The sequence below is a fragment of the Epibacterium sp. ABZ3_068 genome (assembly GCF_056159265.1).
This window is the reverse complement of the sequence record NZ_JBSWUV010000001.1, coordinates 3736112-3759753: the sequence shown is the minus strand read 5'-3', so window position 1 is coordinate 3759753 and position 23642 is coordinate 3736112. Positions and strand designations below refer to the sequence as shown.

The 23642-nt window shown below is 58.9% G+C and carries 21 protein-coding genes; 9 read left to right on the top strand and 12 right to left on the bottom strand.

All coding sequences use genetic code 11. The annotated features are described in order from the left end of the window. Positions 1–57: 57 nt before the first annotated feature. From ACXAEW_RS18070 to ACXAEW_RS18055, 4 genes are all read right to left on the bottom strand, one after another. Positions 58–1599 (bottom strand): Ppx/GppA family phosphatase, encoded by a 1542-nt coding sequence (locus tag ACXAEW_RS18070; RefSeq protein WP_474942659.1) that lies wholly within the window; start codon positions 1597–1599, stop codon positions 58–60. Positions 1600–1689: 90 nt separating this feature from the next. Beyond that, the gene (locus ACXAEW_RS18065) at positions 1690–2382 is read right to left on the bottom strand and encodes an HdaA/DnaA family protein (protein ID WP_474942658.1); all 693 of its coding nucleotides are present in this window, start codon (positions 2380–2382) and stop codon (positions 1690–1692) included. Next, entirely contained in the window at positions 2383–3531 is a 1149-nt protein-coding gene (locus ACXAEW_RS18060) for an AI-2E family transporter (RefSeq protein ID WP_474942657.1), read from the bottom strand. Between the two features lie 133 nt (positions 3532–3664). Then, entirely contained in the window at positions 3665–5143 is a 1479-nt protein-coding gene (locus tag ACXAEW_RS18055) for a pentapeptide repeat-containing protein (protein WP_474942656.1), read from the bottom strand. A gap of 144 nt (positions 5144–5287) precedes the next feature. On the opposite strand from ACXAEW_RS18055, the gene proS reads away from it, so the two are divergent. From proS to ACXAEW_RS18040, 3 genes are all read left to right on the top strand, one after another. Further along, on the top strand, positions 5288–6643 hold the full coding sequence (gene proS, locus ACXAEW_RS18050) for a proline--tRNA ligase (RefSeq protein WP_474942655.1): 1356 nt from the start codon (positions 5288–5290) through the stop codon (positions 6641–6643). A gap of 366 nt (positions 6644–7009) precedes the next feature. Next, a complete protein-coding gene (locus tag ACXAEW_RS18045; protein ID WP_474942654.1) occupies positions 7010–7885 on the top strand; it encodes an alpha/beta hydrolase fold domain-containing protein in 876 nt (291 codons plus the stop codon). Between the two features lie 341 nt (positions 7886–8226). After that, the gene (locus tag ACXAEW_RS18040; RefSeq protein ID WP_474942653.1) at positions 8227–8625 is read left to right on the top strand and encodes a hypothetical protein; all 399 of its coding nucleotides are present in this window, start codon (positions 8227–8229) and stop codon (positions 8623–8625) included. A gap of 171 nt (positions 8626–8796) precedes the next feature. Here the strand turns inward: ACXAEW_RS18040 and ACXAEW_RS18035 are convergent, their stop codons facing one another. The 3 genes from ACXAEW_RS18035 to ACXAEW_RS18025 form a co-directional block, all read right to left on the bottom strand. Beyond that, positions 8797–9315, bottom strand: a complete 519-nt coding sequence (locus tag ACXAEW_RS18035) for a GNAT family N-acetyltransferase (RefSeq protein WP_474942652.1) — start codon at positions 9313–9315, stop codon at positions 8797–8799. Between the two features lie 152 nt (positions 9316–9467). Continuing rightward, a complete protein-coding gene (locus ACXAEW_RS18030) occupies positions 9468–10679 on the bottom strand; it encodes a spondin domain-containing protein (protein ID WP_474942651.1) in 1212 nt (403 codons plus the stop codon). Between the two features lie 398 nt (positions 10680–11077). After that, positions 11078–12475 carry an SLC5/6 family protein gene (locus tag ACXAEW_RS18025; RefSeq protein ID WP_474942650.1) on the bottom strand — a complete coding sequence of 466 codons (1398 nt, stop codon included), beginning with the start codon at positions 12473–12475 and terminating at the stop codon, positions 11078–11080. Positions 12476–12726: 251 nt separating this feature from the next. Between ACXAEW_RS18025 and ACXAEW_RS18020 the strand changes: the two genes are divergently transcribed. After that, on the top strand, positions 12727–14013 hold the full coding sequence (locus tag ACXAEW_RS18020; RefSeq protein WP_474942649.1) for a lipoprotein-releasing ABC transporter permease subunit: 1287 nt from the start codon (positions 12727–12729) through the stop codon (positions 14011–14013). Next, entirely contained in the window at positions 14006–14695 is a 690-nt protein-coding gene (locus ACXAEW_RS18015; RefSeq protein ID WP_474942648.1) for an ABC transporter ATP-binding protein, read from the top strand. Before ACXAEW_RS18020 ends, ACXAEW_RS18015 begins: the two co-directional genes overlap by 8 nt. Positions 14696–14830: 135 nt before the next feature. Here ACXAEW_RS18015 and ACXAEW_RS18010 read toward each other — a convergent pair whose 3' ends face one another. The 5 genes from ACXAEW_RS18010 to ACXAEW_RS17990 form a co-directional block, all read right to left on the bottom strand. Beyond that, on the bottom strand, positions 14831–15268 hold the full coding sequence (locus tag ACXAEW_RS18010; RefSeq protein ID WP_474942647.1) for a DMT family transporter: 438 nt from the start codon (positions 15266–15268) through the stop codon (positions 14831–14833). A gap of 114 nt (positions 15269–15382) precedes the next feature. Beyond that, positions 15383–16063: a hypothetical protein gene (locus ACXAEW_RS18005; RefSeq protein ID WP_474942646.1), complete on the bottom strand. Its 681-nt coding sequence runs from the start codon at positions 16061–16063 to the stop codon at positions 15383–15385. A gap of 4 nt (positions 16064–16067) precedes the next feature. Beyond that, positions 16068–16736 (bottom strand): DNA-3-methyladenine glycosylase I, encoded by a 669-nt coding sequence (locus ACXAEW_RS18000; protein ID WP_474942645.1) that lies wholly within the window; start codon positions 16734–16736, stop codon positions 16068–16070. Further along, on the bottom strand, positions 16723–17502 hold the full coding sequence (locus ACXAEW_RS17995) for a hypothetical protein (protein ID WP_474942644.1): 780 nt from the start codon (positions 17500–17502) through the stop codon (positions 16723–16725). The genes ACXAEW_RS18000 and ACXAEW_RS17995 overlap by 14 nt, the downstream gene beginning before the upstream one ends. Before the next feature lie 476 nt (positions 17503–17978). Further along, positions 17979–18740, bottom strand: coding sequence for a DeoR/GlpR family DNA-binding transcription regulator (locus ACXAEW_RS17990; RefSeq protein ID WP_474942643.1), 762 nt, complete (start codon positions 18738–18740; stop codon positions 17979–17981). Between the two features lie 260 nt (positions 18741–19000). Between ACXAEW_RS17990 and glpD the strand changes: the two genes are divergently transcribed. From glpD to ACXAEW_RS17970, 4 genes are read left to right on the top strand one after another with little or no spacing between them, the layout of a single operon-like run. Then, entirely contained in the window at positions 19001–20587 is a 1587-nt protein-coding gene (gene glpD, locus ACXAEW_RS17985) for a glycerol-3-phosphate dehydrogenase (protein ID WP_474942642.1), read from the top strand. A gap of 8 nt (positions 20588–20595) precedes the next feature. Beyond that, positions 20596–21684, top strand: a complete 1089-nt coding sequence (locus ACXAEW_RS17980; protein WP_474942641.1) for an ABC transporter ATP-binding protein — start codon at positions 20596–20598, stop codon at positions 21682–21684. A 12-nt stretch (positions 21685–21696) separates the two neighbouring features. After that, positions 21697–22773 (top strand): ABC transporter ATP-binding protein, encoded by a 1077-nt coding sequence (locus ACXAEW_RS17975; RefSeq protein WP_474942640.1) that lies wholly within the window; start codon positions 21697–21699, stop codon positions 22771–22773. After that, positions 22773–23642 (top strand): carbohydrate ABC transporter permease, encoded by an 870-nt coding sequence (locus ACXAEW_RS17970; protein ID WP_153216862.1) that lies wholly within the window; start codon positions 22773–22775, stop codon positions 23640–23642. The genes ACXAEW_RS17975 and ACXAEW_RS17970 overlap by 1 nt, the downstream gene beginning before the upstream one ends.

The window sequence follows — 23642 nt, the reverse complement described above, 5'->3', positions numbered from 1 at the left end:
TCAGCATCAGCCGTACCGTCGCAACAGGGTGTTCAAACCTGTTACACCGCGGGCGGGTTAGCGGCTGATTTTGACCTCTCCCTCGGCGTCCAGCGCATTGCACAGGGACTTGAAACGCGCCTCGGCGGTTTCGGTAAACATCGGCGCAATCGATTTCTCCAGTTTTAACCCCAGCACTTTTTTGCGGGGCTGCCAGATCAATGTGCCGATCTCTGCGTTCTCATTGACAACCAACATCGCACCAAAGCGCATAGCGCGGCCCAGGATCTCGGCCTCGCGACGTTGTTTTTCGTCAATCAGGTCAAATAGTTCACGAAACCGCGCGGCAGGACGGCGATTGCTGTAGCGCGACATCAGTGCATGGCCCAGAAACACCCGTTCGGCATGGCGTAAACCGCCCAGGTTGGCCCGCGTCGCGTTTTCAAAACACAATTCAGCCCGGTAATCAGGGTGGGCGCGCCAGCTGACGTCATGCAGAAGGCAGGCCGCTTTGATCAGCCGCTTCTTGGCAAAATCCGCCCTTGGGAACAGGGGTAGAACAAAATCATAAAGGCTGCGCCCAAATCCCGGCAATCGCGCATCTTTGGCCTCGGCAAAGCGGCAGGCTTCAATCAGCGGATCGCGGTCTTTCAAGGTTTGGGGCATCTGCTCAAACAGCAATCCCTCGCGGATCCCATAGCTTGAGATCGCAATGTCGCGCGGTTTGAACGTCTTGACCAATCGGGCCAGAACCTCGGCTGCATAGGGCACCAGCGCCATCCGTGAACTGGATATCCCACATTCCTGGCGCAGCTTTTGCAGATCGGCCTTTTCGATAAATTTTGCCGTGGCTTGTACGGCTTTGACCGACATCCGGTATTCGTGCTGCACATGCAACGGATAGTTGCGCCGCTCCATGTCGATCCGGGCAATGGCCCGCCAACTGCCGCCCACCAGAAACAGCCGGTCGCGCTGCGGTCCCATCTGGTCCTTTAACGCTGTGACCACCTCATCGATATGCGCTTTGCGGCCTCGTTTGCCGCCTTTGATGTCCTTCAGTTTCAGCGGTCCCAGGTTGGATGTCACCCGTTTGCCAACGGTGTTGTCCTGGATTTCCGCCAGTTCAAGCGAGGAGCCGCCGATATCGCAGATCAACCCATAGGCTCCGGGCCAGCCCAGCAAAACGCCCTGTGCTGACAGCCGCGCCTCTTCCGGGCCGTCAATGATGTGGATCACCAATCCGGTCTCGCGCAGGACCTCTTCGCAGAACTCGGCCCCATCCTCAGCGTCGCGCACCGCTGCGGTGGCGACAACGGTCATATGAGGCAATTGCATCCCGTCCGCCAGGAGCTTGAACCGTTTCATTGCGGCCAGCGCCCGTTCGCGCCCCTTGGGGTTCAGCCGTCCGGTTTCTGACAGCCCTGCACCCAGGGCACACATGATCTTTTCGTTAAAGAAATAGGCCGGGCTGCGCGCCGCGCCATCAAACACCACCATCCGGACCGAGTTTGACCCCACATCCACAACGCCCACGCGTTCCAGCGCACGTACGCCGGGGTCATCAAACAAGGGCTGACCGTAGCCTCCCCAATCCGCAACAATTTCGGAGGTTTCGTTCATGGCTCTTCCAGGATTCGTGGCAGTGTCATATTCGGTTCAAACTAACGCGATGCCCTTCAGAAGGCTACCGCAATTGCCCGAAGGGTTCCATTAATTGGTGGCGCATTGACCCTGATCCAAATCCGTCAAAGCCCGGATGGCCAGCGGGCGCGACAGGCTGCGCTTTTCCGTCAGTGACAATTGGTCCAGCCGCTCCACAATATGCGCGGCGGCTTCGAAGGTTCGGTCCATATGGGCCACCAGATAGGGGATGACATCCGGTTTGGGCGCAATCTGGCGATCGTTGAACAGTTTTGCCAAAACCACAGCCAACAGCGCATCGTCGGGCGGTTGTAACTCTGCATGGGTGGCGGCCTGCACCCGGCTTTGCAGATCGGGCAGGGACAGCGCCCACAGGTTCGGCGCCGGACGACCGGTCATCATCAAGGGATGCCCCGCCGCGAGCACCAGATTATGCAGGTGAAACAGCGCCTCCTGCGCCTCGGGGTCCAACGCCACATCCGGGACATCTTCCACCACCACAGGCCCCTCGGACAGCGTCGCGATATCCTCATAGGGCAGGGCATGGGCCGGGATAATCCAGGCTCCGGACTGACGCGCCCACACATGGGCCAGATGGGTTTTGCCTGCACCTTTGGGTCCGGTCAGCACCATCTTTCCGCTGGGCCAGTGAAAGGCGGGGTCCAACAGTGCCACGGCCATTGCATTTGAAGGCGCAACAAAGAAATCCTCCCGCTCCAGCGCGGGTTTGCTGGGCAGATCAAAGCTTAGCTGTTCGGCCATTCAGGTCTCATCTTCTGCCGCCGCTTCAACGGCTTCTTCGGCCAGACGTTCATGGATGGTCAGACCGCGATACAGGCGACTGTCCAGATATTGCTCCACCAGGAACCGGGCCAGAACCCCCAATGCCGCCGCAATCGGCACCGCAACCAACATGCCGACAAAGCCGAACAGCGCCCCAAACACCGACAAGGCCAACAGCAGCCAGACCGGGTGCAGGCCGACAGAGTTGCCAACCAGTTTCGGGGTCAGGAAGTTGCCTTCGACAATCTGGCCGGCCACAAAAATCGCCGCAACAATCCCAATCCGCACCCAGTCGGTGGCATAGGTCACGGTGTCGCCATTCACCACCTCGATTGTGCCCCAGTACTGAAACAAGGCCAGGCCGATGGCCAGCGCGCCGCCAATCAGTGAGCCCAGATAGGGGATAAAGGTCACCAGACCGGCAACAAAGCCCACCGCCAGTCCAAAGTTCAGCCCCACCACCATCAGCGCCACCGCGTAATAGGTGCCAAGGATCAGGCAGACCGTGCCCATGCCACGAATGAAGGAGGCAATGACCGCATCAATATCGCCCGCCAGCTTGCGAATGACCGGCGCGTGATCGCGCGGCAGCATCTCGTCGATACGGGCAATCATCCGGTCCCAGTCCAGCAGCAGATAGACCGCCACCACCGGTACAATCACCAACAGGACCAGAAGGTTGATCAGAGACACCGCCGAGCCAAGCGCGGATTCCAGGATCACCATGGATTTGTCTTTCAACGTCGCGCCCAGGGAGGTCAGCAACTGGTGCATGCGGCTTTCCTGGTCAAACACCTGCGGGAAATGCTCCTGCGCAAATTCGCGCAGATTGCCAAAGGCCTCGGGCAGGACACGCACCAGATCAATCATCTGCCCGATCAGACTGGGCAGGACAACGATCAGCATCACAAGGAACATAATCACCGCGCCGATGGTAATGGTGGCGGTCGCGCCGGTGCGCGACATGCCCCAGGCCTCCAGACGGTCGGCGACGGGATCAATCATATAGGCAATCGCCGCCCCAAGGATAAAGGGCAACAACACATTCCCAAGCGCCCACATGACAATGGCAAACACAAGGGCGGCAATGCCCCAATACTGAAACTGTTTCTTCGCAGGCAAGGCCATGGCGGCTCCTTGAGGCTGAAATCACATAAACCCGATGCGCCATTTCTCCCCGACCAAGCCTGGGGTTGCAAGTCCCGCAAATCAGACGAACGTGGATAAGCCGGGGACAGAGTGGGTTTTTCTGGGGATGGGATCAGGGCACGCGGGTTTTCAGCCAGTTTTTGTAGGCGTAATCATAGGCGAGCCAATCTAATTTGTCCTCGGGCCAATGCGCGGGGCGGTCCAGCCAGTCTGGCAAAGTGACCGATCCATCGCCAAAACTTGCATCGATCTGATCCTGTGTTAGGTCGGTGGCGCTCAGATCTACATGACTCCAGCTCGCGGATTGGAAAGTGGCCCGATAGAAGGATGTGTCTTGGTCAAATTGCGCCCCGATGAGGTTTGCCCCTTTCATACTCGCAAAGCGGAGGACTGCCCCCTCCATCCGCGCCCCTCTGAGGTCTGCCTTCTCCATCCGCGCGCCGGTGAGCAAGGCGCCCGAAAATACGGCATCTGAACCCGTGTTTGAAAGGTCCGCCCGTTGCAGGTTTGTTTTGCGCAGATCTAAACGATAGCCGGTGTATTCGTTCATCTTCGATCTCCAAGCGCGGAGTTCTGCGTCGAAAACGTGTAGTTCCGCGTTGGTAAGCGCTGTCTGCGTCGGCACATCCTTCAATCGTTGGAATGAGGCTTCATCAAAGACCCATCCTTGGGGTGCAGGACCAACATTTGGCCAGTTCGCCTCCACCTTACGTTGGTCGGGCGTGCGGCGTTTCAAAACATTCAGCGCGGTTTGAATGTCTTCTCGTGGCGGGGGGAGGATCCTAGCCCATTCTCGTGCTTTGGGCTCGTCCCATAGTTCGCATAGTTCGGCGCCAAAGCGCTCCTCCCGCGCCGCGATATGTGCCTCCCGCTCTTCTTCGCTGGCGTCCTCCGACAGCGGCTCCCACTCCGCCAGCGGAAAATCCACGGCCTCGCTCGTCGGCGCATTCTCCCGGATATAGGCGCAGATGATCTCCATCACCCGCACATGGTCGCGGCCCTGGTCATACCGCGTGGAATCCTGCGCGATCCGTTCCAGTGACAACAGCCCGCCGATGCGCACCTCGATGTTGGGCACGGTTTTCTCTACGCCGTCGGTCTTTACTGTCTTCTCCGTTCCCAGATGCTCAACCGCCTTTGAAATCCGGTCGGTCATGTGGCCCTGTTCGGCGGTGCGGGTCTGGCGTTCGGTTGCGATGACACGGATCAAGGCAAGGGGGGCGGACACCGTCGCCCCAAGCGCTGTTACAAGGCCCAGAAATGCCAGAATGTGCCAGCGAAGCTCCGTGCCGGAGGTCGGCGTTCTGGTCCATGCCAAAGCGATCATGCTCCACAGAATGTACCCGCCGATCAATATCCAAACAGGGGAGAGGGCAATCGCCAGCATCCGTATAAAACGCTGCGTGTCGAATTGAGAGCCATCCTGCCTCTCTGTCGATGGTATGGCGGCAAAAATTCCTGCGCATAGCGCCACAAAGAACAGGGTGAATAGGATGGCTTCACCGATGTCCTGGGGGATCGGCAAGGATAACGTAAAGTCTTCAGCCTGTTGGGCCTCAGTTGTGGTGTCAGTCACAGTGTCAAATTCCATTGCCCGTCAGATCATCTTTGAGGCGAGCCTAGCGTGGTTCTGTCGTGTCTGCCAATGCTGTCCTGTGCATCTCCGCCCTTGCCCCGCCGCGCATTGGCTTCTAAACCACTCTTCAAACCTCAAGACACAGTTGATGGAGCCCAGATGCGCCTGTCCCGTTACTTCCTGCCGGTTCTCAAAGAGAACCCCTCCGAGGCCCAGATTGTCAGCCATCGCCTGATGCTGCGCGCGGGTATGATCAAACAGTCTTCGGCCGGGATCTATTCCTGGCTGCCGCTGGGCTTTAAGGTGCTGAAAAAGATCGAAGGCATCGTGCACGAAGAACAGATGCGCGCGGGTCATATCCCCTTGTTGATGTCGACCATGCAGCCGGCGGAGCTGTGGAAAGAGTCCGGTCGTTATGATGACTACGGTCAGGAGATGCTGCGGATCAATGACCGTCATGATCGTGACATGCTGTTTGGCCCGACGAATGAGGAGATGATCACCGACATCTTCCGCGCCCATGTGAACTCCTACAAAGATCTGCCGCTGACCCTGTACCAAGTGCAGTGGAAGTTCCGCGACGAGATCCGCCCTCGGTTCGGGGTGATGCGGGGGCGCGAGTTCTATATGAAGGACGGGTATAACTTTGACCTGACCAAAGAAGACGCGCTGCATGCCTATAACCGCCATCTGGTGAGCTATCTGCGCACCTATGAACGCATGGGTCTGCAGGCGATCCCGATGCGTGCGGACGGCGGCCCGATCGGCGGCGATTACACCCATGAGTTCCTGGTGCTGGCCGAAACCGGCGAGAGCGAGGTCTTCTATGACAGCGCGGTGACCGATCTGACCTTTGGTGATCGTGAGATTGACTATGACAGTGTTGAACAATGCCAGGGCGTGCTGGAAGAGTTCACCACCAAATACGCCCGCACCGATGAGACCCATGACGCGGCGCTGTTCAACGAGATCCCCGAAGACCGCCGCCGCGTGGCGCGCGGGATTGAGGTCGGCCAGATCTTCTATTTCGGGACCAAATATTCCGAGAGCATGGGGGCCACCGTGCAGACCGCAGATGGCAAGCCGCAGCCTGTCCATATGGGCAGCCACGGTATCGGTGTGTCCCGTCTGCTGGGCGCTATCATCGAAGCCAATCACGACGACAGCGGTATCATCTGGCCCGAGGGCGTGACCCCGTTCCACTGTGGCATTGTCAACCTGAAACAGGGCGACGAGGCGGCGGATGCGGCCTGTGACGATCTGTATAAGGCTTTGACCGCAGCCGGTCTGGATCCGCTTTATGACGACCGTAAGGAACGCGCAGGTGGCAAGTTTGCCACCATGGATCTGATCGGTCTGCCCTGGCGCATCACCGTTGGTCCGCGTGGTCTCAAGAACGGCGTGGTCGAGCTGACCTCCCGCCGCTCTGGCGAAAGCGAAGAACTGGCACCCGATGCGGCAGTGGCCAAGATCATCGAGATTTACAAGAACCACCCGAGCCCGCAGGGGTTCTGACCAGTTATTGGACATGTTCTGGAAAACCCCGCTCAAGAAGATTGGGCGGGGTTTTTCTTTTTCTCGATTTGTTCAAAGCGTGTGACCTGCCCTCCGCACACCAGAATTCTCGGATGTTTAAAATGCGCCCAGCTCTATTGGCTTTTCTGTCCCCCCAGAGCACGCAGTCCCAGGCCGGATGTTTCTGTGCCAGGCAGTGCGGCTGTTGCGGATCCCGGTAGAGGTCGGGCAAGGTCTGGCACATGCTCTTCGCAAGTAAACAGGAGGCGCGGGCGCAGTCCTGCCAAGGGGGCGAGCTTTGACCGCTTTAGGTTGAACCGCAATACAGAGTTGGCATAGCGTTGCCGCAGGGGGAGGAGAGACAAAATGATGGTATCACATGGGCTGCTTCTGAGCGCGGGGATCTTGGCAATGTCGATTACGGGAACGGCACAGGCAGAGGTGATCCGCGATATTGCCTATGGCGAACGTGCGCGCAATCAGTTGGATCTTTACCTGCCAGACGGTGTGGAAAATCCCCCCGTGGTGATGTTCGTGCACGGCGGACGGTGGTTTCGCAACGACAAGACCCAGATTGAGCTGCACAACCGGGTGAATGCTCTGACAGAAGCGGGCTATGCCATTGCGGCTGTGAATTACACCTTCAGCGATGAGGCGATATGGCCGACGCAGCGCGAAGATATGCAAGCCGCTTTGGGCTTTTTGCGCGCCCATGGCCCGGACTATGGATATGATGCCGAACGGGTTGCCATCTGGGGACAGTCTTCCGGGGCGCATCTGGCCTTGTGGGCGGCTTTTGATCAGGCCGGTGATCCCGCAACACCGGTAAAGGCGCTGGTTTCGTGGTATGCGCCCTCGGATCTTTTTAACCTGATCCCGGACCGCGCTGCGGATACGGTGGAGGACCGGGGAAACCTGGCAAAAGAGCCAACGCCGGAAAGCCAGCTGATCGGTCAGCCGGTGCCCAGTCACAAGGCGCTCGCAGATGCCGCCAGCCCGTTGTTCCAATTGTCGAAGCTCCCCGAAGATCCGGCACTGCCGCCGACTCTTCTGGTGCATGGAACAGCGGATTTTGTGGTTTCGCCTTTACAGACCGAACGTCTTTATGAGGCCATGATGCCGTTGATGGGGGACACACAAATCCAGCTGCGTGCGGTTCTGGGCGGTGGCCATGGAGGCGATGCCTTTGACGCGGAGGTGCAGCCGGTGATCGATTTCCTTGATCAGACATTGGCTAAGTAACAAGGGAAGCAAAGGCCCATTTAATCGTGGTCCCACCTGCAAGACCCACTGCCACTGTATGAAGGGGAGCTGTTCTGGGAAAAAAACGACATTATTCGGACAGCCTCTATCCGATGACTTATGCCGCGTTGCCGTGGCTGTGGTGGATCGACCAATCCAATGAAACTGCGCGGCGCAAGTTTCTGCCGTGTCTCTTTCATATGATTTTCTGCGGTGGTGCGCCAGACGGATTCGCATTTGACAGACGGAGGGCTAGGGACCGATTTCGCGGCCCGTCCGCAGCGGTCTGCTCCTATGTTTTGGAAGGGCTGCCGGGAGGTGATCCGCCACAGAAAGCGGACATGATCTGTTTGGCTGCGCTTGAGGATTGGTTTCTGGCGACCACTCCCAGCATAAACAGCGCCTGTCTTGAGCCGATTTCGCCGATGACAGCACAGGATGCCGGTTATCCCCTCAGCGGGGGGCTGGCTTTGGATGGTCTGTGGACACTCCATTCATGTGTCACGGTTTGGTGTGATGGATGGGAGCTGCAGGAATTCTGCTCTATACGACAGGAAGAGGACGGGCTGCATCGCGACCTTATGCGGCGCGAGATCGCCCGGGCTGCTGCCCTGGCCGAACGCTTTGGCCCACGGCTACCCGAGCTGGCGCAGCTGTTTCAAGATATCTTGAGCTTGGGGCAGTGCCCCGCAGAATTGTCGCCCACAATCAATGTTGATCGTCAACTGCGTATATTGTGACACCTTTTGCGAGTCAGACGTCTCCCGCGCGACCTGCGTGGATTTGAAATCCCCTGGGCCCCTTGGGCTTGGCACCGGGCCAGAGGCCCGGTGCCAAGCCCAACGCCTGAACCGGGTCTCTGCGTCAGCAGAGGGCAGGGGCAGGGGGCGGGAGTGCTTTGGGTTGTTTCTTTAGCCGCCTTGACCTCCGACGGTGGCTGCAGAAACAATCTTTTCCATGTGGGTGATTTCGATAACCGGAAGGCCTTCGCGTCTCGGAAAGGTACCGCGGCCGACTTCAGTGAAGCCCCATTTCTGATAAAAAGGCACGGCGCTTAGCGTGGCTACAATTCGGACGCGGCGCGTATCAGCCGTCACCGTCTGGGCCATCGCGCGTTCCATTAATCCACGACCAATACCCAGACCCGCGACATCGCCATCCACAAACAGACGCAGGATTTCACCGGGGCGTCCCTGACCATACCCCACAGGGCGGCCTCGGAATTCGGCTATCCAGATCTTTCCTGACGCACAAGGCGCCCGGTAATATGCGGCAGTACGGTTGGCCGTCCAACTCTGAACCACCTCTGGCGAATAGGGCACTGGCGCAAGCTTGCGGACCGCGGCGCGGGTGATGTCCAAAATGACCCCTGCATCGGTGGCGCGGGACCGGCGAAAGTGAACTTCGGGTGCTGGGGCAGATTGCGTCATGTCTCTTTCATGACAGATCTTCAGGGCGCGCCCAAGTCAGGAAACCGACACTCTGTCCGGGTACTCAGTTTCTAGGCCCCCCAGACTAGAACGCCCGGCGAGAGTGTCGCCGGGCACCGTGTCACAAGACACAGGATTTGGTCTGCGCCACCTTATGCAAAGAAGAAGTGATCTTCGGTCAGCTCATCAAAAGATACACCACGCAGCACCAGCGCGTCGCCATCGCCAAAGTTCAGCACGGTCCGGTTGCTAAAGTCGCGGGCAAAGTCAGCCAGATCCTCAAAGCTCTCGACCCCTTCGATGTTCAGCGCGATAACGTCATCTTCCAGATTGAAACCGCGCACCCTGTCACGGCCATAGCCGTCGGCAAAAACAAATGTATCTTCGCCACGGCCACCACGCAGATAGTCGCGGCCCGCACCACCATCCAGCACGTCATTGCCGTTGCCTCCGAACAGGAAGTCAACGCCGTCGCCGCCTTCCAGAATGTCGCGCCCCTGGTTGCCATAGAGCTTGTCTGCGCCGCTTCCGCCGGTCAGGTGATCCCAACCCGCGCCGCCAAAGATCACATCATTGCCGTCGCCGCCGTCGATCACATCCCAGCCCGCCCGGCCAAAGATCACATCATGGCCTGCGCCACCATCGACGATATCGTCCACGCGGCTGCCCTGGAACAGATCGTTGCCATTGCCCAGGTCCGTTGCAACATATTCGTTGATGTGAACCTGCGCGATGCCAGCGCCTTCTTGGGTAAAGTCGGCGACCTCGGGATCAATAAAAGCACCGGCTGCGTTTGTGCCCCCCAGGATCGTGCCTTCGCCTTCGGGCAGGAAGCCTTCATGCGCGGTTACAACGCCATTCTCGTCCTCGCCGGTGTTTGGCCCAGACTGATTGATAAAGGCCGCGTCCAGTTCGGTGTTTTCCTCGGTGCCCGCATCCAGAACGTCCGAACCTTCAAAGGTGATATTCTTGACACCGGTGAAATTGCCTTCCTCGTCAAAGAGTTTGATGGCCTCTTCGGTTCCCACAAAGGCGTCGTTTGACGGCAGGATCATTGCCGCCAGCGAGATATAGGCGTTCTGGGTGCCGTCGATGGTCAGGGTTGTGGCCGCGCGTTCGGCTGTTGCGATCGGGCCGTTGGCACCCAGAACCGCGCCAGTGGTTGCATCCGCGTCAAAGGCGGTCACTTCCGCGTTGATCGGGGCAAAGTTACCGTCTTCGGCCAGCGCTTCCAGACCGGCTGAGGAGGCTTCGCCAAGGTTGAAGACGTCGAAACCTTCGTCATGGGCTGCGAACCAGAACGGGGTCAGGAACGTACCGCCAGTGGGGGAGGTGTTTTGAACTGCAATGCGAATGTCGGTCATAAGGGTTCTCCTTGGGGTTATGTCCGAGGCCGACCATGCGTTCAAAATGATAATCGAAATAGGGCTGCGGGGGTCACAGTTGTTCACATGCGCACAACAGTATCGTGAATTAAGATGTGATCAGTAATCGTTAACAATAATAATGACTTATTTGTCAATTATAATGTGCAAATTGGCCTGTGTGTTCATTTGAAATTAAGAAAAATCTGGGCCGGAAACACCATCGTGTAGTGAGGTGAAGCGGCCGTCTCTTTAATTGTTTGATTGGTCTCCCAAGGGCGCAGCCGATTCATTGGGGTGTGTCCGATACCGCAGATGCAAAACGCGCCGCAGCGGGGATCCGTGCGACGCGCATGAAAGGTCAGGACACGATGTCCCGCCGGGAGGGCGTTGGGGGCTTAGCCCTCCACCGCCTGTTCCGCACGTCTGTCACGCGCGGTGGACCCTGTAAGAACCGCGCCAAATCCGACCGCCAGAACCAGTACACAGATTTGCAAAAGCTGCTCGTATTTATGTCCCTCATAAAGCAGCGGGGCGACGGTCTCATGCCCGCGCAGGAAATAGGCAGCAGCCCCGGTCAGCGCGGAGGCAAAACTCACCCCATATGCCCAAGGTGCAATGCGCCGGTTCATCAGCAAACCGATAACCAAGACCGGTGTCAGAAACATCGACGCCGTGCCAGAGACCGCAACCGCGTCAAACAGGCTTTGATTGCCCCATAGGGTCAGGGCGGCTCCCAAAACCGCAAAAGCCGTCATCGCCAGCCGCCCACCGGTGAGCGAGCGCGGAGCCAGACGCAGCTCTTCCACCACCAGACGTGCGGCTGAGGACAGAGCGGAATCCAACGTCGACAGGGCCGACACCAGCAAGGAGACCATAAGCGCGGCAAAAACCCAGCCCGGCAGCATCTGCGCCCAGGTGCCAATCAGCTGGCCCTCATAGGCGGCGCCTTGCAGGGCGGCCTGGATGCCAAAAGCGCCAAAGGCCAGAATGCAGAGGGAGGAAATCCAGAACGCGTGTACAAAGCTCTTCTTTGTGGTGGCCTCATCGGCCACAAAGCCGCGATCCATCATCACCGGATCATGCACGGGATATGAAAAGACCTGAAGGCATGCGACCAACAGCAGAACCCAGCCATTATAGGCACCGGCGGTTCCGGTGGCCGTTACTGTTGCGGCCAGGTCAAATCCGGGACTGAAGATCAGCGCCAGAAAGGCTGCGCCAAAGACCACCAGAAACAGGCCCATTTGCATCACGTCTGTACGCAGCGCGGCACTCAGGCCGCCCCACAGGGAATAGGCCAGCGCCAGGGCGCCGACGGCGATCATCACGGTGTTCTCCCACGCAGACAGATCCGGCAGGATCGCCGCAAAGATGAGCCCGACAACAATCAGGTTGGCAAAGACCTCGGACAGAAGGCGCAGCGCAATCACCAGATTGTAACAATGGGTGCCAAAGCTGCCAAACTGCATTGCAAGCCAGTCCTGAACGGATCCTGCGCCGCGCGCGCGCAGGCGCGCCACCACATACCCCCCGGTGAGGAATGATCCGTAATAGGCCGCATAGGCCAGAACTCCCGCGCTGCCATAGTAGTACCCCAGGATAGCGGCATTCATCAAAGAGCGGGCAAAGATCCATGTGGTCACCTGGCTGAGCACCAGCGTCCACAGCCCCGGCGCGCGCCCGTCTGTTCCGGCGCCGCCAAAAAAGCTCCGTTCGGTGACGCGTCGCGGTGCCACGTAAAGGCTTGCCAGCAGGATAGCGGTAAAGGTGGCAATGATAAGAACCGGCTGCATAAGTCCTCCAGAATAAAAGTTTGTCCTGACGCGCTACCAGCGTGGCCGTTGCCACGACCAGTCAATAGACTACGCCTCGCGCGACTGTGACCGTTGGTGTTCCGCGCGTGAGGGCGCAGGTGATCCGGCAAAGCAGCGCCGATCAGAGGCGGGGCAGGTCTGGTGATCTGCTTGACCCTGTGGGCTGTCCTACCTAGGGTTCGCGCGAGCTTTCAGGGCGGAAAATAAGCGTAAAAACAACCGGAGCAGACATGGCCAAGACCCCCCCGCCGTTTTCCAAATTTGAATGGATGATCGCCTGGCGATACCTCCGCGCGCGGCGCACCGAAGGGGGCGTCAGTGTGATGACCTGGATCTCTTTGATCGGGATCACCCTTGCGGTCTTTGCGCTGATTGCCACGTTGGCGGTGCGCTCGGGCTTTCGCTCGGAATTTGTGGGCACCATTCTGGGTGCCAATGCGCATGTGTCGATCTACACGCATGGGGTGGTGGATCAGAACGGTCGCGTTGATCGCACGCTCAAGGACTATGATGCCATGGCAGAGCGCCTGGGTGAGGTGCCCGGTGTCATCCGCGCGGCTCCGCTGATCAAGGGGCAGGTGATGGCCTCCCGCGCGGACCGCAATGCAGGGGTGCAGGTCTTTGGGATCACAGGCGAAGACCTGTCCGATGTTCCGGGTGTTGCCGGCAGCGAACAGGCGATAGGTGATCTGGCGCGCTTTGACGACGGTATCGCCATTGGGTCCGGTGTGGCACGTGAACTGGGGGTCACCGTTGGAGAGCGGATCAAGCTGATCTCTCCCAATGGGGTGAAAACCGCCTTTGGCACCTCTCCGCGGGTGAATGCCTACGAGGTGGTCTATATCTTTACTGCCGGTCGCTATGACATTGACCGCACGCGGGTCTATATGCCCTTTGAGGAGGCGCAGAGCTATTTTAACCGCGAAGGTGTCGCGGATGAAATCGAGGTCATGGTCGAGGATCCCGAAGCGGTCGACCAGATGGCGCTGCCTCTGTTGCGCGCTGTAGGCGGGCAAACCGGGGTCTGGACCTGGCGGGACGCCTCCGGTGGGTTCCTGCGCGCCTTGGAGGTTGAGGACAATGTGATGTTCATCATCCTGTCGATCCTTGTGTTGATTGCGACGATGAACATCGTCTCAGGCCTGATTATGCTGGTGAAGAACAAGGGCCGTGACATCGGGATCCTACGCACGATTGGCCTCAGCGAGGGGTCGGTCTTGCGGGTGTTTTTTATCTGCGGCGCCTTTACGGGTGTGATCGGCACGGCGTTGGGGGTGATCCTTGGATGTCTGTTTGCGATCTATATTGATCCGATCTTTTCCTTTGTGAATTACCTCATGGGGGGCGGGGTCTGGGATCCCTCGATCCGTGGGATTTATGCCCTGCCGGCAGAACTGCATTTGGAAGATGTGCTCAAGGCCGTGACCCTGTCGCTGGGCTTGTCCTTTGTTGTGACCATTTTCCCCGCCCGCCGCGCGGCGCGGCTGAACCCAGTGGAGGCGCTGCGCTATGAGTGACGATGTGATGCTGTCCCTACAAGGGATCACAAAGACCTATAACGCCGGTCAGCCCAATGCGGTTGAGGTTCTGCGCGGGGTGGATCTTGAGCTGAAAGCAGGCGAGCTGGTGGCGCTGGTGGCCCCGTCTGGATCGGGGAAGTCGACGCTGTTGCATATTGCAGGACTGCTGGACGCGGCCGATCAGGGTGAGGTTTATATCGGTGGTGAGGCGGTGCCCCAGTCCAAGGGGGACGGCAAACGCACCGGGCTGCGCCGTCGCGAGGTTGGTTTTATCTATCAGTTCCATCACTTGCTGCCTGAGTTTACGGCAGAGGAGAATATCGTACTGCCGCAGCTTGCCAATGGGGTGAGTGATCGCGAGGCCCGTGCGCGCGCCGCACATCTGTTGGCGCTTGTGGGTCTGGACCATCGCGGCGCGCATCGCCCTGCAGCGCTTTCTGGCGGAGAGCAGCAGCGGGTTGCTTTCTGTCGCGCGCTGGCCAATGCGCCTAGGCTTTTGCTGGCGGATGAGCCGACGGGTAATCTGGATCCGGGGACCTCGGATCAGGTGTTTGAGGCGCTTATCGCGCTGGTGCGTGGCAGTGGAATGGCTGCTTTGATTGCGACCCATAACCTGGACCTGGCCGCGCGGATGGATCGTATTTTGCGGTTGGAAGAGGGGCGGTTGGTCGCCGGCTGATGAGAGATAGGGTGGCCGCGGGAACCGGGCCGTTAGGCCCTCCGTCCACATTTGTGGGCGGACCCGCGCGCGCTTGGGCAGCAAAGCTGCCCAAGCGCGCGCCTGCGCCTTTGGCGCAGGTCTGTCGTCACGCCTTTAGGCCAGTTGGGTGATCCAGACACCAAGCGCCATCACTGCGATCCCGCTTGCGCGCAGCCAGCCCAGCGGTTCAATCTGGGCGCCAAACAGGCCAAAGTGATCAATTGCTGCTGCCGAAATCAACTGCCCCAACAAAACAAAAAACACCGCATTTCCGACGCCGAAATGTGGCGCGATATGGGTGATGGTCAGCACATAGAACGCAATCAGCGCTCCGCCCAGCAGAAGGTGGCGGGGGGCTTCAGATATTTTGCTCACGGCTTGTGCACCGGAAAACACCACCATAATCAGAACGCTGGAGGCCAGGGCTACCGAGAACAGCACCACCGCTGCCACCGTGGGAGATCCGATAAAGCGGCCCAAGGCGGCGTTTAATGCGGCCAGGACGGGGATACCTATGCCGGCAGTCAGCATGATCAGGGCGTAATGGGTCATCAAAGGGCTCCGGAGTAAATCATGAACGAGTAAAATGGCAGATCCACGCAGGCACAGTTGCGCGCAAAACTGTGGTGGGCAAGGTGTTTTGGCCTGTGCCGTTGCGTTGCGGAATCAACCGCATACCCCCGAAAGCTGTGCGCCTTTCCACGGCAGAACCACTTCATGTTCCCGCGATTTCGGAAGAGGGGCGATGGGCATTGCAGCGCCCAGCATCGCATGGATGCGTTTGGTCCGCGCCCCTTGGGGGTTGAGCGCGCGACAGCAGACGTATTCTTCGACAATAGCGCCCTGTTGTTCAAACCCGTAATCCAGAAAACGGCGCTCTTCGGCCAGATCAAAGAGATAGGGATCCTCGGCCCCGCCATGTTCAGAGGCCGCGCGCAGCGGATGATAGCCGGTCACCGCGCGGTTTTGCCATTGCCAGACATGGGTTGCCTCATGGGCGATCAGCATTGCCTCGACCAGATACAGGCGATCGGGAAAGCGAGGCATGTAGTTTGGCTCATACCAGTCCTTGGTCAGAAAAACCCGATTGAACAAAGCGATGGCCGCCGGACGGGCGCGCACCACGCCGGGTTTGGCAGGGGGCAGGATGCGTTCGCGGCAGGCCACACGGGGACGGGTTTGGCGGTAGACCTTGACCGGAAGGACCGGCGCGCCCTGGACCAGTCGCATACGATCCAGATCCAGCGCCTCCCCGTGGATGTCGCTTAGAAAGGCGCGCTCATCCGGGGTGAGCGGGCGGCCACAGCTGGCAAGGATCATCAGCAGGAAAATGGCGTAGCGTATCATGGGATCAGATGCTCATGGCCAGGATGCGGCTCATCTCGGTCAGGCTGCGCCCCGATTGTTCGCCCCATGTGTTAAACGCCTCCTGCACCTTTTTCAGCGCCCCCTTTGAGGTTGCGGGTTTGTCGATCACCCCTTCGGCCACCAGTCGCGCAGTCACATCCTGGCTGAGGATAAAGGCGTCGCGCCCGGCAAAGCGCATGGCGTATTGGCCCGTGGCCCCACCCAGGCGGCTGCCGCGTTTCTTGAGCATCTCAAGAAGGCCGATGTAATCCGTTGAGGGCCATCCGCCCAGAACCTTGCCAGCGCCGCCGTCCTCGCGCAGCTCCAGCAGAAAGGCTGCGTTGTCGCGCACGGCCTGGATCTTGGCCCCGTTGCGCACAATGCGGCTGTCCTGAATAAGGGCGTCGAATTCTTCATCGTTCATCATGGAATTGCGCCCGATATCAAATCCTTGGAAGGCCTCCTCGAAGCCATCCCATTTGGCCTGAATGACTTTCCACTGAAAACCGGCCTGAAAGATGCACCGGGTCATGGTGGCCAGCCAGCGGTCCTCTGGCAGATCCGTGATTCCGGGGGCTGGGCCGCGCGGGCCTTCGGCCAAGCGGGTTTCCAAAGCCTCTGCGCTGCCCTGGCGGTTGGCGGCAATATCATAGATTTCGTCAAAGGGGCGCATGGGGATTGTTCCTTTTGGGGGCCAGTTCGACCAGCGATTTGCCAAGGCGAAAGGGCGCGGCAAAGCTGACAAGACAGAGAGCAATGATCTGCAGCAGAAGGATATGTGCGTTGGCCTGCAGGATCTCCCATTCGGTTTTCAACTGCGCGACCTGAGCGATCAGATCATCATAGGCGCGCGCAATAATCAGGTAGTCCCCGGCAATGGCGGGCACCTTGCGGCGCATGTTGTCGACTGCGGTTTGGGTGGTGTCATCCAGCGCGGTAAAGACCAGAAACGGTGTAGGGTCAAAGGCGTCGGCCTGAGCTTTTTTGTCCGCCATTTCCTCCATTGGGGGGGCGGGGCCAAAGATGTGCAAGCCTTGCAGCGGTGCCACTTCGCGGGTGACAGAGAGAAACAGCGGCAACTCGGCATTGCCCGCGGTGGAGGCCGAGAGGAATTCGACCTTGTCGCACAGAACGGCTGTGTCGGAATCATAGGCGGGATCGCAGAACCTGAGCCGGAAGCGGGCGGCATCGCGGTCAAACGCATCAGTGGCCGCATAAGCGATGTCGATCTGGCGACCGATGCGCGAAGAATCCTCGGCGTAGATCCCGGCAATCACGGCTGCAATCGCCCCAAAGCCGCCAAGCACCACCCAGACAAGGTCGGCAATGCGCCAGGCGCGGTGGCCTGCAGGTTTGCGAAACAGGAAGGCGGTGCCGCCGCAGCCCAGAAGAAAGAACAAGGCAATCAGGGGTAACTGATTGTCGGCAATAAACATCATGAAAGGGCGCGCGCTCCGGTGAGACCAATAGCCAGAGCTTAGGGCGCAGGTCGGTGCCCGATCAACCGTTTGTGGTGGCTGCGGGCTTCACAATTTGATGCTGTGTCCTGACATCCGCCTGTCCTGACATCTGCCTGTCGTGCGTCCTGTGTGTCGGTTCTGAAGGCTGCGGGCAGGTGGTCTGGCAAAAGAAGGGTGGCGGCCGCCGGGGGCGGAGGGCCGGGGCGGGGAAATCCCCGCGGTCAGAGTCCTCTGGGTGGTTGCATCGCCCTTCACCTGGTCGCGGGGGCTTTAATCCCGGTCAAAAGGTGACCCGGCCAAAAGCTGGGTTGTGGGCGGTGCGGTCCCCGTATCTCCTGTGGTGTGTGCCCAGGGCGTGCCAGGCCATGGGCGTGTCTGTCCGGACGGGAAAGAGCCTACCGCGTCGGGCTTAACAGTCGGCAAGCGGGGCGTACGGTGGGGGCGCAACGGGGCCATCAGGTGACGGTGATCACACGGGTGTTGCCGGCATTGCAATGGGCGACAGAGGTTTCGGGCAGGGGGCCGTTGGTAATGAACATGTCCACATCTGCCAATGACCCGATCCGCACCGGGGCCTTGCGGTCGTATTTGGAAACATCGGCAGCCAGGATCACATGATCGCTGTGGGTGATGATCGCCTTGCTGACGCCGACCTCCTGAATGTCGTAATCCATGATGTCGCCCTGCGGATTGAGCGCCGAGCAGCCGATCACCGCATAGTCAAATCGGAATTGGGCAATTGTGTTGCGCGCCAGTTCGCCAATCAGCCCACCATCGGAGCGACGCAGATTGCCGCCAGTGACCACCACCTGGATCTCGGGGTTGGCGGACAGGATCGTGGCAATATTGACGTTGTTGGTGATCACCAGAAGCCCCACGTGATTGAGAAGCTCTGCTGCGACGGCCTCTGTTGTGGTGCCGATGTTCAGAAACAAAGAGCAGTCGTTGGGGATGTGTTTCACGCATTCGCGGGCGATGTCGACCTTGGCCGCAAGGTTCAGATCGCGCCGTTCGCTATAGCCGATATTGGCGGTGGTCGAGGGCAGGATGGCACCGCCGTGGACGCGCTCCAGCTCTCCGGCATCGGCCAGTTCGGTCAGGTCGCGACGGATGGTCTGCGGGGTGACCCCGAAATGTTCGACCAGACCTTCCACGGTCACCTTTCCTTCGCGGCGGGCGATATTGATAATCTCGGGTTTTCTGAGGGTCTGAACCATGCCGCCTTGCCTTTGCTGGTTGTGGTCTTGAACCGTTTTAGACCGAAACCGCGCATCGGCGCAAATTTTTGTGTTCGCTGTGTTTCGAATCGAAAATGGACGTGAACCGATCAGATCCGCGCAACAGGTGCGATTTTTTCTTTTCGTTTTCAGGGTATTACTCGGAAACGCAAAGAAACGAACATTTTTACCTTCCAATTGTGATCGTTTTTTGTCAGTTTTTGCCAGGGCACCGAAGGCGGTGGACTGTGGAGGATCACATGACAACGACGTTTGACCTGCTGGTGATCGGCGGGGGCATCAATGGGTGCGGGATTGCGCGTGACGCCGCTGGGCGTGGGTTGCGGGTTGGCCTGGCCGAGATGAATGACATGGGCTCTGCCACCTCTGCGGCGTCGACCAAGCTGTTTCACGGTGGCCTACGGTATCTGGAGTATTTTGAGTTCCGCCTGGTGCGTGAGGCGCTGGTCGAGCGGGAGACGCTGCTTCGGGCGATGCCGCATATTTCGTGGCCGATGCGGTTTGTGCTGCCCTATCACAAGAGCATGCGCTTTGACGCGTCGACGCCGACCTCGAAACTGCTGAGCCTCGTGATGCCCTGGATGAAGGGGCGCAGACCGGCCTGGCTGATCCGGCTGGGGCTGTTTCTGTATGACAATCTGGGCGGACGGGAGATCCTGCCGGGCACGTCCAAAGTGGATCTGACATCCGGCCCCGAGGGGCGCGGGCTGAACCCGAAGTTTGCCAAAGCCTATGAATATTCCGACTGTTGGATCGAAGATTCCCGGCTGGTGGTTTTGAATGCCCGCGATGCAGAGGCGCGCGGGGCGCAGATCATGCCACGGACCAAAGTGGTCTCGGCCGATGTGGCGGACGGCATCTGGCATGTGACCCTGCGGGACAGTAATACAGGGGAAGAAAAGACCGTAACCGCGGGCATGGTGATCAATGCGGCCGGCCCCTGGGTGGGCGATGTTCTGCACGGCACGCTGCGCAGCAATGTGACCAGCGGCGTGCGCTTGGTGCGTGGGTCTCATATCGTGACCAAGCGGTTGTTTGACCACAATAAATGCTACTTCCTGCAGGGCACGGACGGGCGCATTATCTTTGCTATCCCGTATGAGACGGATTTCACCCTTATCGGAACCACCGATGCGGATCATCAGGACGCCAGTGTGGAACCGGAATGCACCGCAGAAGAGCAGGCCTATCTGATCAACTTTATCAATCAGTATCTGGCCAATCCGATCTCGGATCAGGATGTGGTGTGGACCTATTCCGGCGTGCGGCCTCTTTATGATGACGGGGCCAGCAGCGCGACGGCGGCGACGCGGGATTATGTGTTACAGTTGGATCAAAGCCGGGGCGCGCCTGCGCTGAATGTCTTTGGGGGTAAGATCACCACCTACCGGCGTCTGGCCGAAAGCGCGATGGACAAGATCGCAACGGTTTTCCCGACGGCCGCCACGCCTTGGACCGCCGGAGTGGCGCTGCCCGGAGGGGATTTCCCGGTGGATGGGGTGGATGCGTTGATTGCGGACCTGCGGTCCGAGTTCGCCTTTTTGAGCGAACGCTGGGCGCGGCGCCTGGTGAAGGCTTACGGAACCGAGGCACGTTTGATGCTGAAAGGGGCTGAAACGGCCGAGGATTTGGGACAGGATTTCGGAGCCACTCTGACCGCACGTGAGGTCAGCTGGCTGATGGATAAGGAATATGCGCGCGCAGCCGATGATGTGTTGTGGCGGCGCAGTAAATTGGGACTGCGGCTGACCGGTGCAGAGATCGTTGCGCTGGATCAGTGGATGAAAAATCGGCTGAACGCGGGCGTTACCGCAGCTGCAGAATAGGGGGAGTTATGACACTCGAGCTTAGGAATGTGTCAAAGGTGGTGAATGGGGCGACCCATATCTACCCCACTGATCTGACGTTGGAAAAAGGCACGATGAATGTGCTGCTGGGGCCGACTTTGTCGGGCAAGACCTCGTTGATGCGCCTGATGGCCGGGCTGGATGCGCCAACCAAGGGCAAGATCTTTTGGCAAGGCAATGATGTCACGGGCATGCGGGTGCAGGATCGTCAGGTGGCGATGGTGTATCAGCAGTTCATCAACTACCCGTCGATGACTGTTTACGACAATATTGCTTCGCCTTTGCGGCTGATGGGAAAATCCAGCGCCGAGATTGACGCCGCAGTGAACAAGGCTGCGGATCTGATGCAGCTGTCGCCGATGTTGCAGCGCAAGCCGCTGGAACTGTCCGGTGGTCAGCAGCAGCGCTGTGCTTTGGCGCGCGCGCTGGTCAAGGATGCGGGTCTGGTTCTGCTGGATGAGCCTTTGGCGAACTTGGATTACAAACTGCGCGAAGAGCTGCGGGTTGAGATCCCCAAGATCTTTGAAGAGGCGGGATCCATCTTTGTCTATGCCACAACCGAGCCGGAAGAGGCGCTGTTGTTGGGGGGCAATACCGCCACCATGTGGGAAGGCCGCGTGACCCAGTTTGGTCTGACGCCGTCGGTTTATCGCCAGCCGGTGGATGCAACCACCGCGCGGGTGTTCAGCGATCCGCCTATGAACTTCCTGAAGGTGTCCAAGACGGGCACAAAGATCATGTTTGGCGATGGTCAGACCGCAGATGCGGTGGGGCCGATGGCGGATCTGGCCGATGGGCGCTATGTGGCGGGGTTCCGTCCCAACCATGTGGAGATCACCCCGCATGCGGCGGGGCTGATGACATTTGACACCCGTCTGGTCGTGACTGAGCTGACCGGCTCCGAGACATTTGTGCATCTGGACCACCACGGCGAGACCTGGGTGGGGCTGGTGCATGGGATCCACAACCTTGAGATCGGAGCGACGCTGCCGGTCTATCTGGATCCGGCACATGTCTATATTTTTGATGAGAATGGCGCATTGGTGGCGCCGGCCTCTTACGCTTTGGCTGCATGAGGGGGGCTGGATATGGCACAAATCACACTTGATAATCTGGCGCATTCCTATTTGCCCAACCCGACCCGCGAGGATGATTTTGCGCTGAAAGAGCTGAACCACGTCTGGAAAGACGGCGAGGCTTATGCGTTGCTCGGCTCGTCAGGATGCGGGAAATCGACGCTTTTGAATATCATCTCGGGCCTGTTGCAGCCGAGCCAGGGGCGCATTCTGTTTGATGATCAGGATGTGACCCATGCGTCCACCGCAGATCGCAATATCGCCCAGGTGTTCCAGTTCCCGGTTGTTTATGACACCATGAGCGTGCGCGAGAACCTGGCGTTTCCGCTGAAAAACCGCGGTGCGGATCCTAAGTATATCGCCGAGCGCGTGCAGCAGATCGGTCAGATGATTGGTATGGAAGCCGAGCTGGACCGCCGTGCGCGCGGTCTGACGGCGGATGCCAAGCAGAAGATCTCGCTGGGTCGTGGCATGGTGCGCGAGGATGTGAACGCGCTGTTGTTTGACGAACCGCTGACCGTGATCGACCCCCATATGAAATGGGAGCTGCGCACCCAGCTGAAATCGCTGCATCACCAATTTGGTCACACGATGATCTATGTGACGCACGACCAGACCGAGGCGCTGACTTTTGCGGACAAAGTGGTTGTGATGTACGACGGCCGCGTGGTGCAGATCGGCACGCCGGAAGAGCTGTTTAACAAGCCGGAACATACGTTTGTGGGCTATTTCATCGGCTCTCCGGGGATGAATGTGATCCCGGCCTCGGTTGCGGGGCAGGTGGCGTCGGTGCATGGGGCCGAGGTACGTCTGGACCGCGCGTTCAAGGATCTGTCCGGCAAGGTCGAGATCGGCGTGCGCCCGGAATTTGTGACGCTGACCAAGGGTGATGGCTTGCCGGTGAATGTACGCCGGGTTGAGGACGTGGGCCGCCACAAGATCGTGCGCGCCGACCTCTTTGGCAAAGAAATGAACATTGTCGCGCCCGAAGGCACCGAGATTTCGCCGGATATGAACCGCGTCACTTTTGCGCCGGAACGGGTCAATGTTTACGTGAACGACTGGTTGCAAGAGGGGGAGGCAGCCTGATGGAAAAGACAGTCAATCAAAAGGCCTGGTTCCTGATCCTTCCGGTTCTGATCCTGGTCGCGTTTTCGGCGGTAATCCCGTTGATGACGGTTGTGAACTATTCTGTGCAGGACACATTCGGCAACAACCAGTTCTTCTGGGCCGGTCTCGAATGGTTCGAAGAAATGCTGCATTCGGAACGGATGTGGGACGCTTTGGGGCGTCAGCTGATGTTCTCGGGCATTATTCTGGCGATTGAAATTCCGCTGGGGATTTTTGTGGCGCTGAACATGCCGAAATCGGGCTTCTGGTCGAGCTTCTGCCTGGTTCTGATGTCGCTGCCTCTGCTGGTTCCGTGGAACGTGGTGGGCACCATCTGGCAGATCTTTGGCCGTGTGGACATTGGTCTGTTGGGCTATACGCTGGATGCGCTGGGGATCAATTACAACTATACCCAAGACACATTTGCCGCCTGGGCCACCATCATTGTGATGGATGTCTGGCACTGGACCTCGCTGGTGGCGCTGTTGGCTTTTGCCGGTCTGAAATCAATCCCCGACGCCTATTATCAGGCGGCCAAGATCGATCAAGCATCGCGCTGGAAGATCTTCCGCTTTATCGAGCTGCCCAAGATGATGGGTGTTCTGATGATCGCGATCCTGCTGCGGTTCATGGACAGTTTCATGATCTACACCGAGCCATTTGTTGTAACCGGCGGTGGTCCGGGCAATGCAACAACGCTTTTGTCGATTGACCTTGTCAAAATGGCGCTTGGCCAATTCGATCTGGGACCGGCTGCTGCGTTTTCGATCATGTATAACCTTGTGATCCTGACGCTGGCCTATGTCTTCTACACCATTATGACCACTATGGACAAAAGGGAGGGCTGA

Bases quoted from the DNA above. Each gene is read 5' to 3' on its own strand.
- ACXAEW_RS18015 (WP_474942648.1), top strand. From the start codon at position 14,006: ATGAGTGACGATGTGATGCTGTCCCTACAAGGGATCACAAAGACCTAT.
- ACXAEW_RS18020 (WP_474942649.1), top strand. From the start codon at position 12,727: ATGGCCAAGACCCCCCCGCCGTTTTCCAAATTTGAATGGATGATCGCC.
- ACXAEW_RS17995 (WP_474942644.1), bottom strand. From the start codon at position 17,502: ATGATGTTTATTGCCGACAATCAGTTACCCCTGATTGCCTTGTTCTTT.
- ACXAEW_RS18000 (WP_474942645.1), bottom strand. From the start codon at position 16,736: ATGCGCCCCTTTGACGAAATCTATGATATTGCCGCCAACCGCCAGGGC.
- ACXAEW_RS18060 (WP_474942657.1), bottom strand. From the start codon at position 3,531: ATGGCCTTGCCTGCGAAGAAACAGTTTCAGTATTGGGGCATTGCCGCC.
- ACXAEW_RS18030 (WP_474942651.1), bottom strand. From the start codon at position 10,679: ATGACCGACATTCGCATTGCAGTTCAAAACACCTCCCCCACTGGCGGT.
- ACXAEW_RS17980 (WP_474942641.1), top strand. From the start codon at position 20,596: ATGACACTCGAGCTTAGGAATGTGTCAAAGGTGGTGAATGGGGCGACC.
- ACXAEW_RS18010 (WP_474942647.1), bottom strand. From the start codon at position 15,268: ATGACCCATTACGCCCTGATCATGCTGACTGCCGGCATAGGTATCCCC.
- ACXAEW_RS18040 (WP_474942653.1), top strand. From the start codon at position 8,227: ATGATCTGTTTGGCTGCGCTTGAGGATTGGTTTCTGGCGACCACTCCC.
- ACXAEW_RS17975 (WP_474942640.1), top strand. From the start codon at position 21,697: ATGGCACAAATCACACTTGATAATCTGGCGCATTCCTATTTGCCCAAC.
- ACXAEW_RS18005 (WP_474942646.1), bottom strand. From the start codon at position 16,063: ATGATACGCTACGCCATTTTCCTGCTGATGATCCTTGCCAGCTGTGGC.
- ACXAEW_RS18055 (WP_474942656.1), bottom strand. From the start codon at position 5,143: ATGGAATTTGACACTGTGACTGACACCACAACTGAGGCCCAACAGGCT.
- ACXAEW_RS17990 (WP_474942643.1), bottom strand. From the start codon at position 18,740: ATGGTTCAGACCCTCAGAAAACCCGAGATTATCAATATCGCCCGCCGC.
- glpD (WP_474942642.1), top strand. From the start codon at position 19,001: ATGACAACGACGTTTGACCTGCTGGTGATCGGCGGGGGCATCAATGGG.
- proS (WP_474942655.1), top strand. From the start codon at position 5,288: ATGCGCCTGTCCCGTTACTTCCTGCCGGTTCTCAAAGAGAACCCCTCC.
- ACXAEW_RS18045 (WP_474942654.1), top strand. From the start codon at position 7,010: ATGATGGTATCACATGGGCTGCTTCTGAGCGCGGGGATCTTGGCAATG.
- ACXAEW_RS18070 (WP_474942659.1), bottom strand. From the start codon at position 1,599: ATGAACGAAACCTCCGAAATTGTTGCGGATTGGGGAGGCTACGGTCAG.
- ACXAEW_RS18065 (WP_474942658.1), bottom strand. From the start codon at position 2,382: ATGGCCGAACAGCTAAGCTTTGATCTGCCCAGCAAACCCGCGCTGGAG.
- ACXAEW_RS18035 (WP_474942652.1), bottom strand. From the start codon at position 9,315: ATGACGCAATCTGCCCCAGCACCCGAAGTTCACTTTCGCCGGTCCCGC.
- ACXAEW_RS17970 (WP_153216862.1), top strand. From the start codon at position 22,773: ATGGAAAAGACAGTCAATCAAAAGGCCTGGTTCCTGATCCTTCCGGTT.
- ACXAEW_RS18025 (WP_474942650.1), bottom strand. From the start codon at position 12,475: ATGCAGCCGGTTCTTATCATTGCCACCTTTACCGCTATCCTGCTGGCA.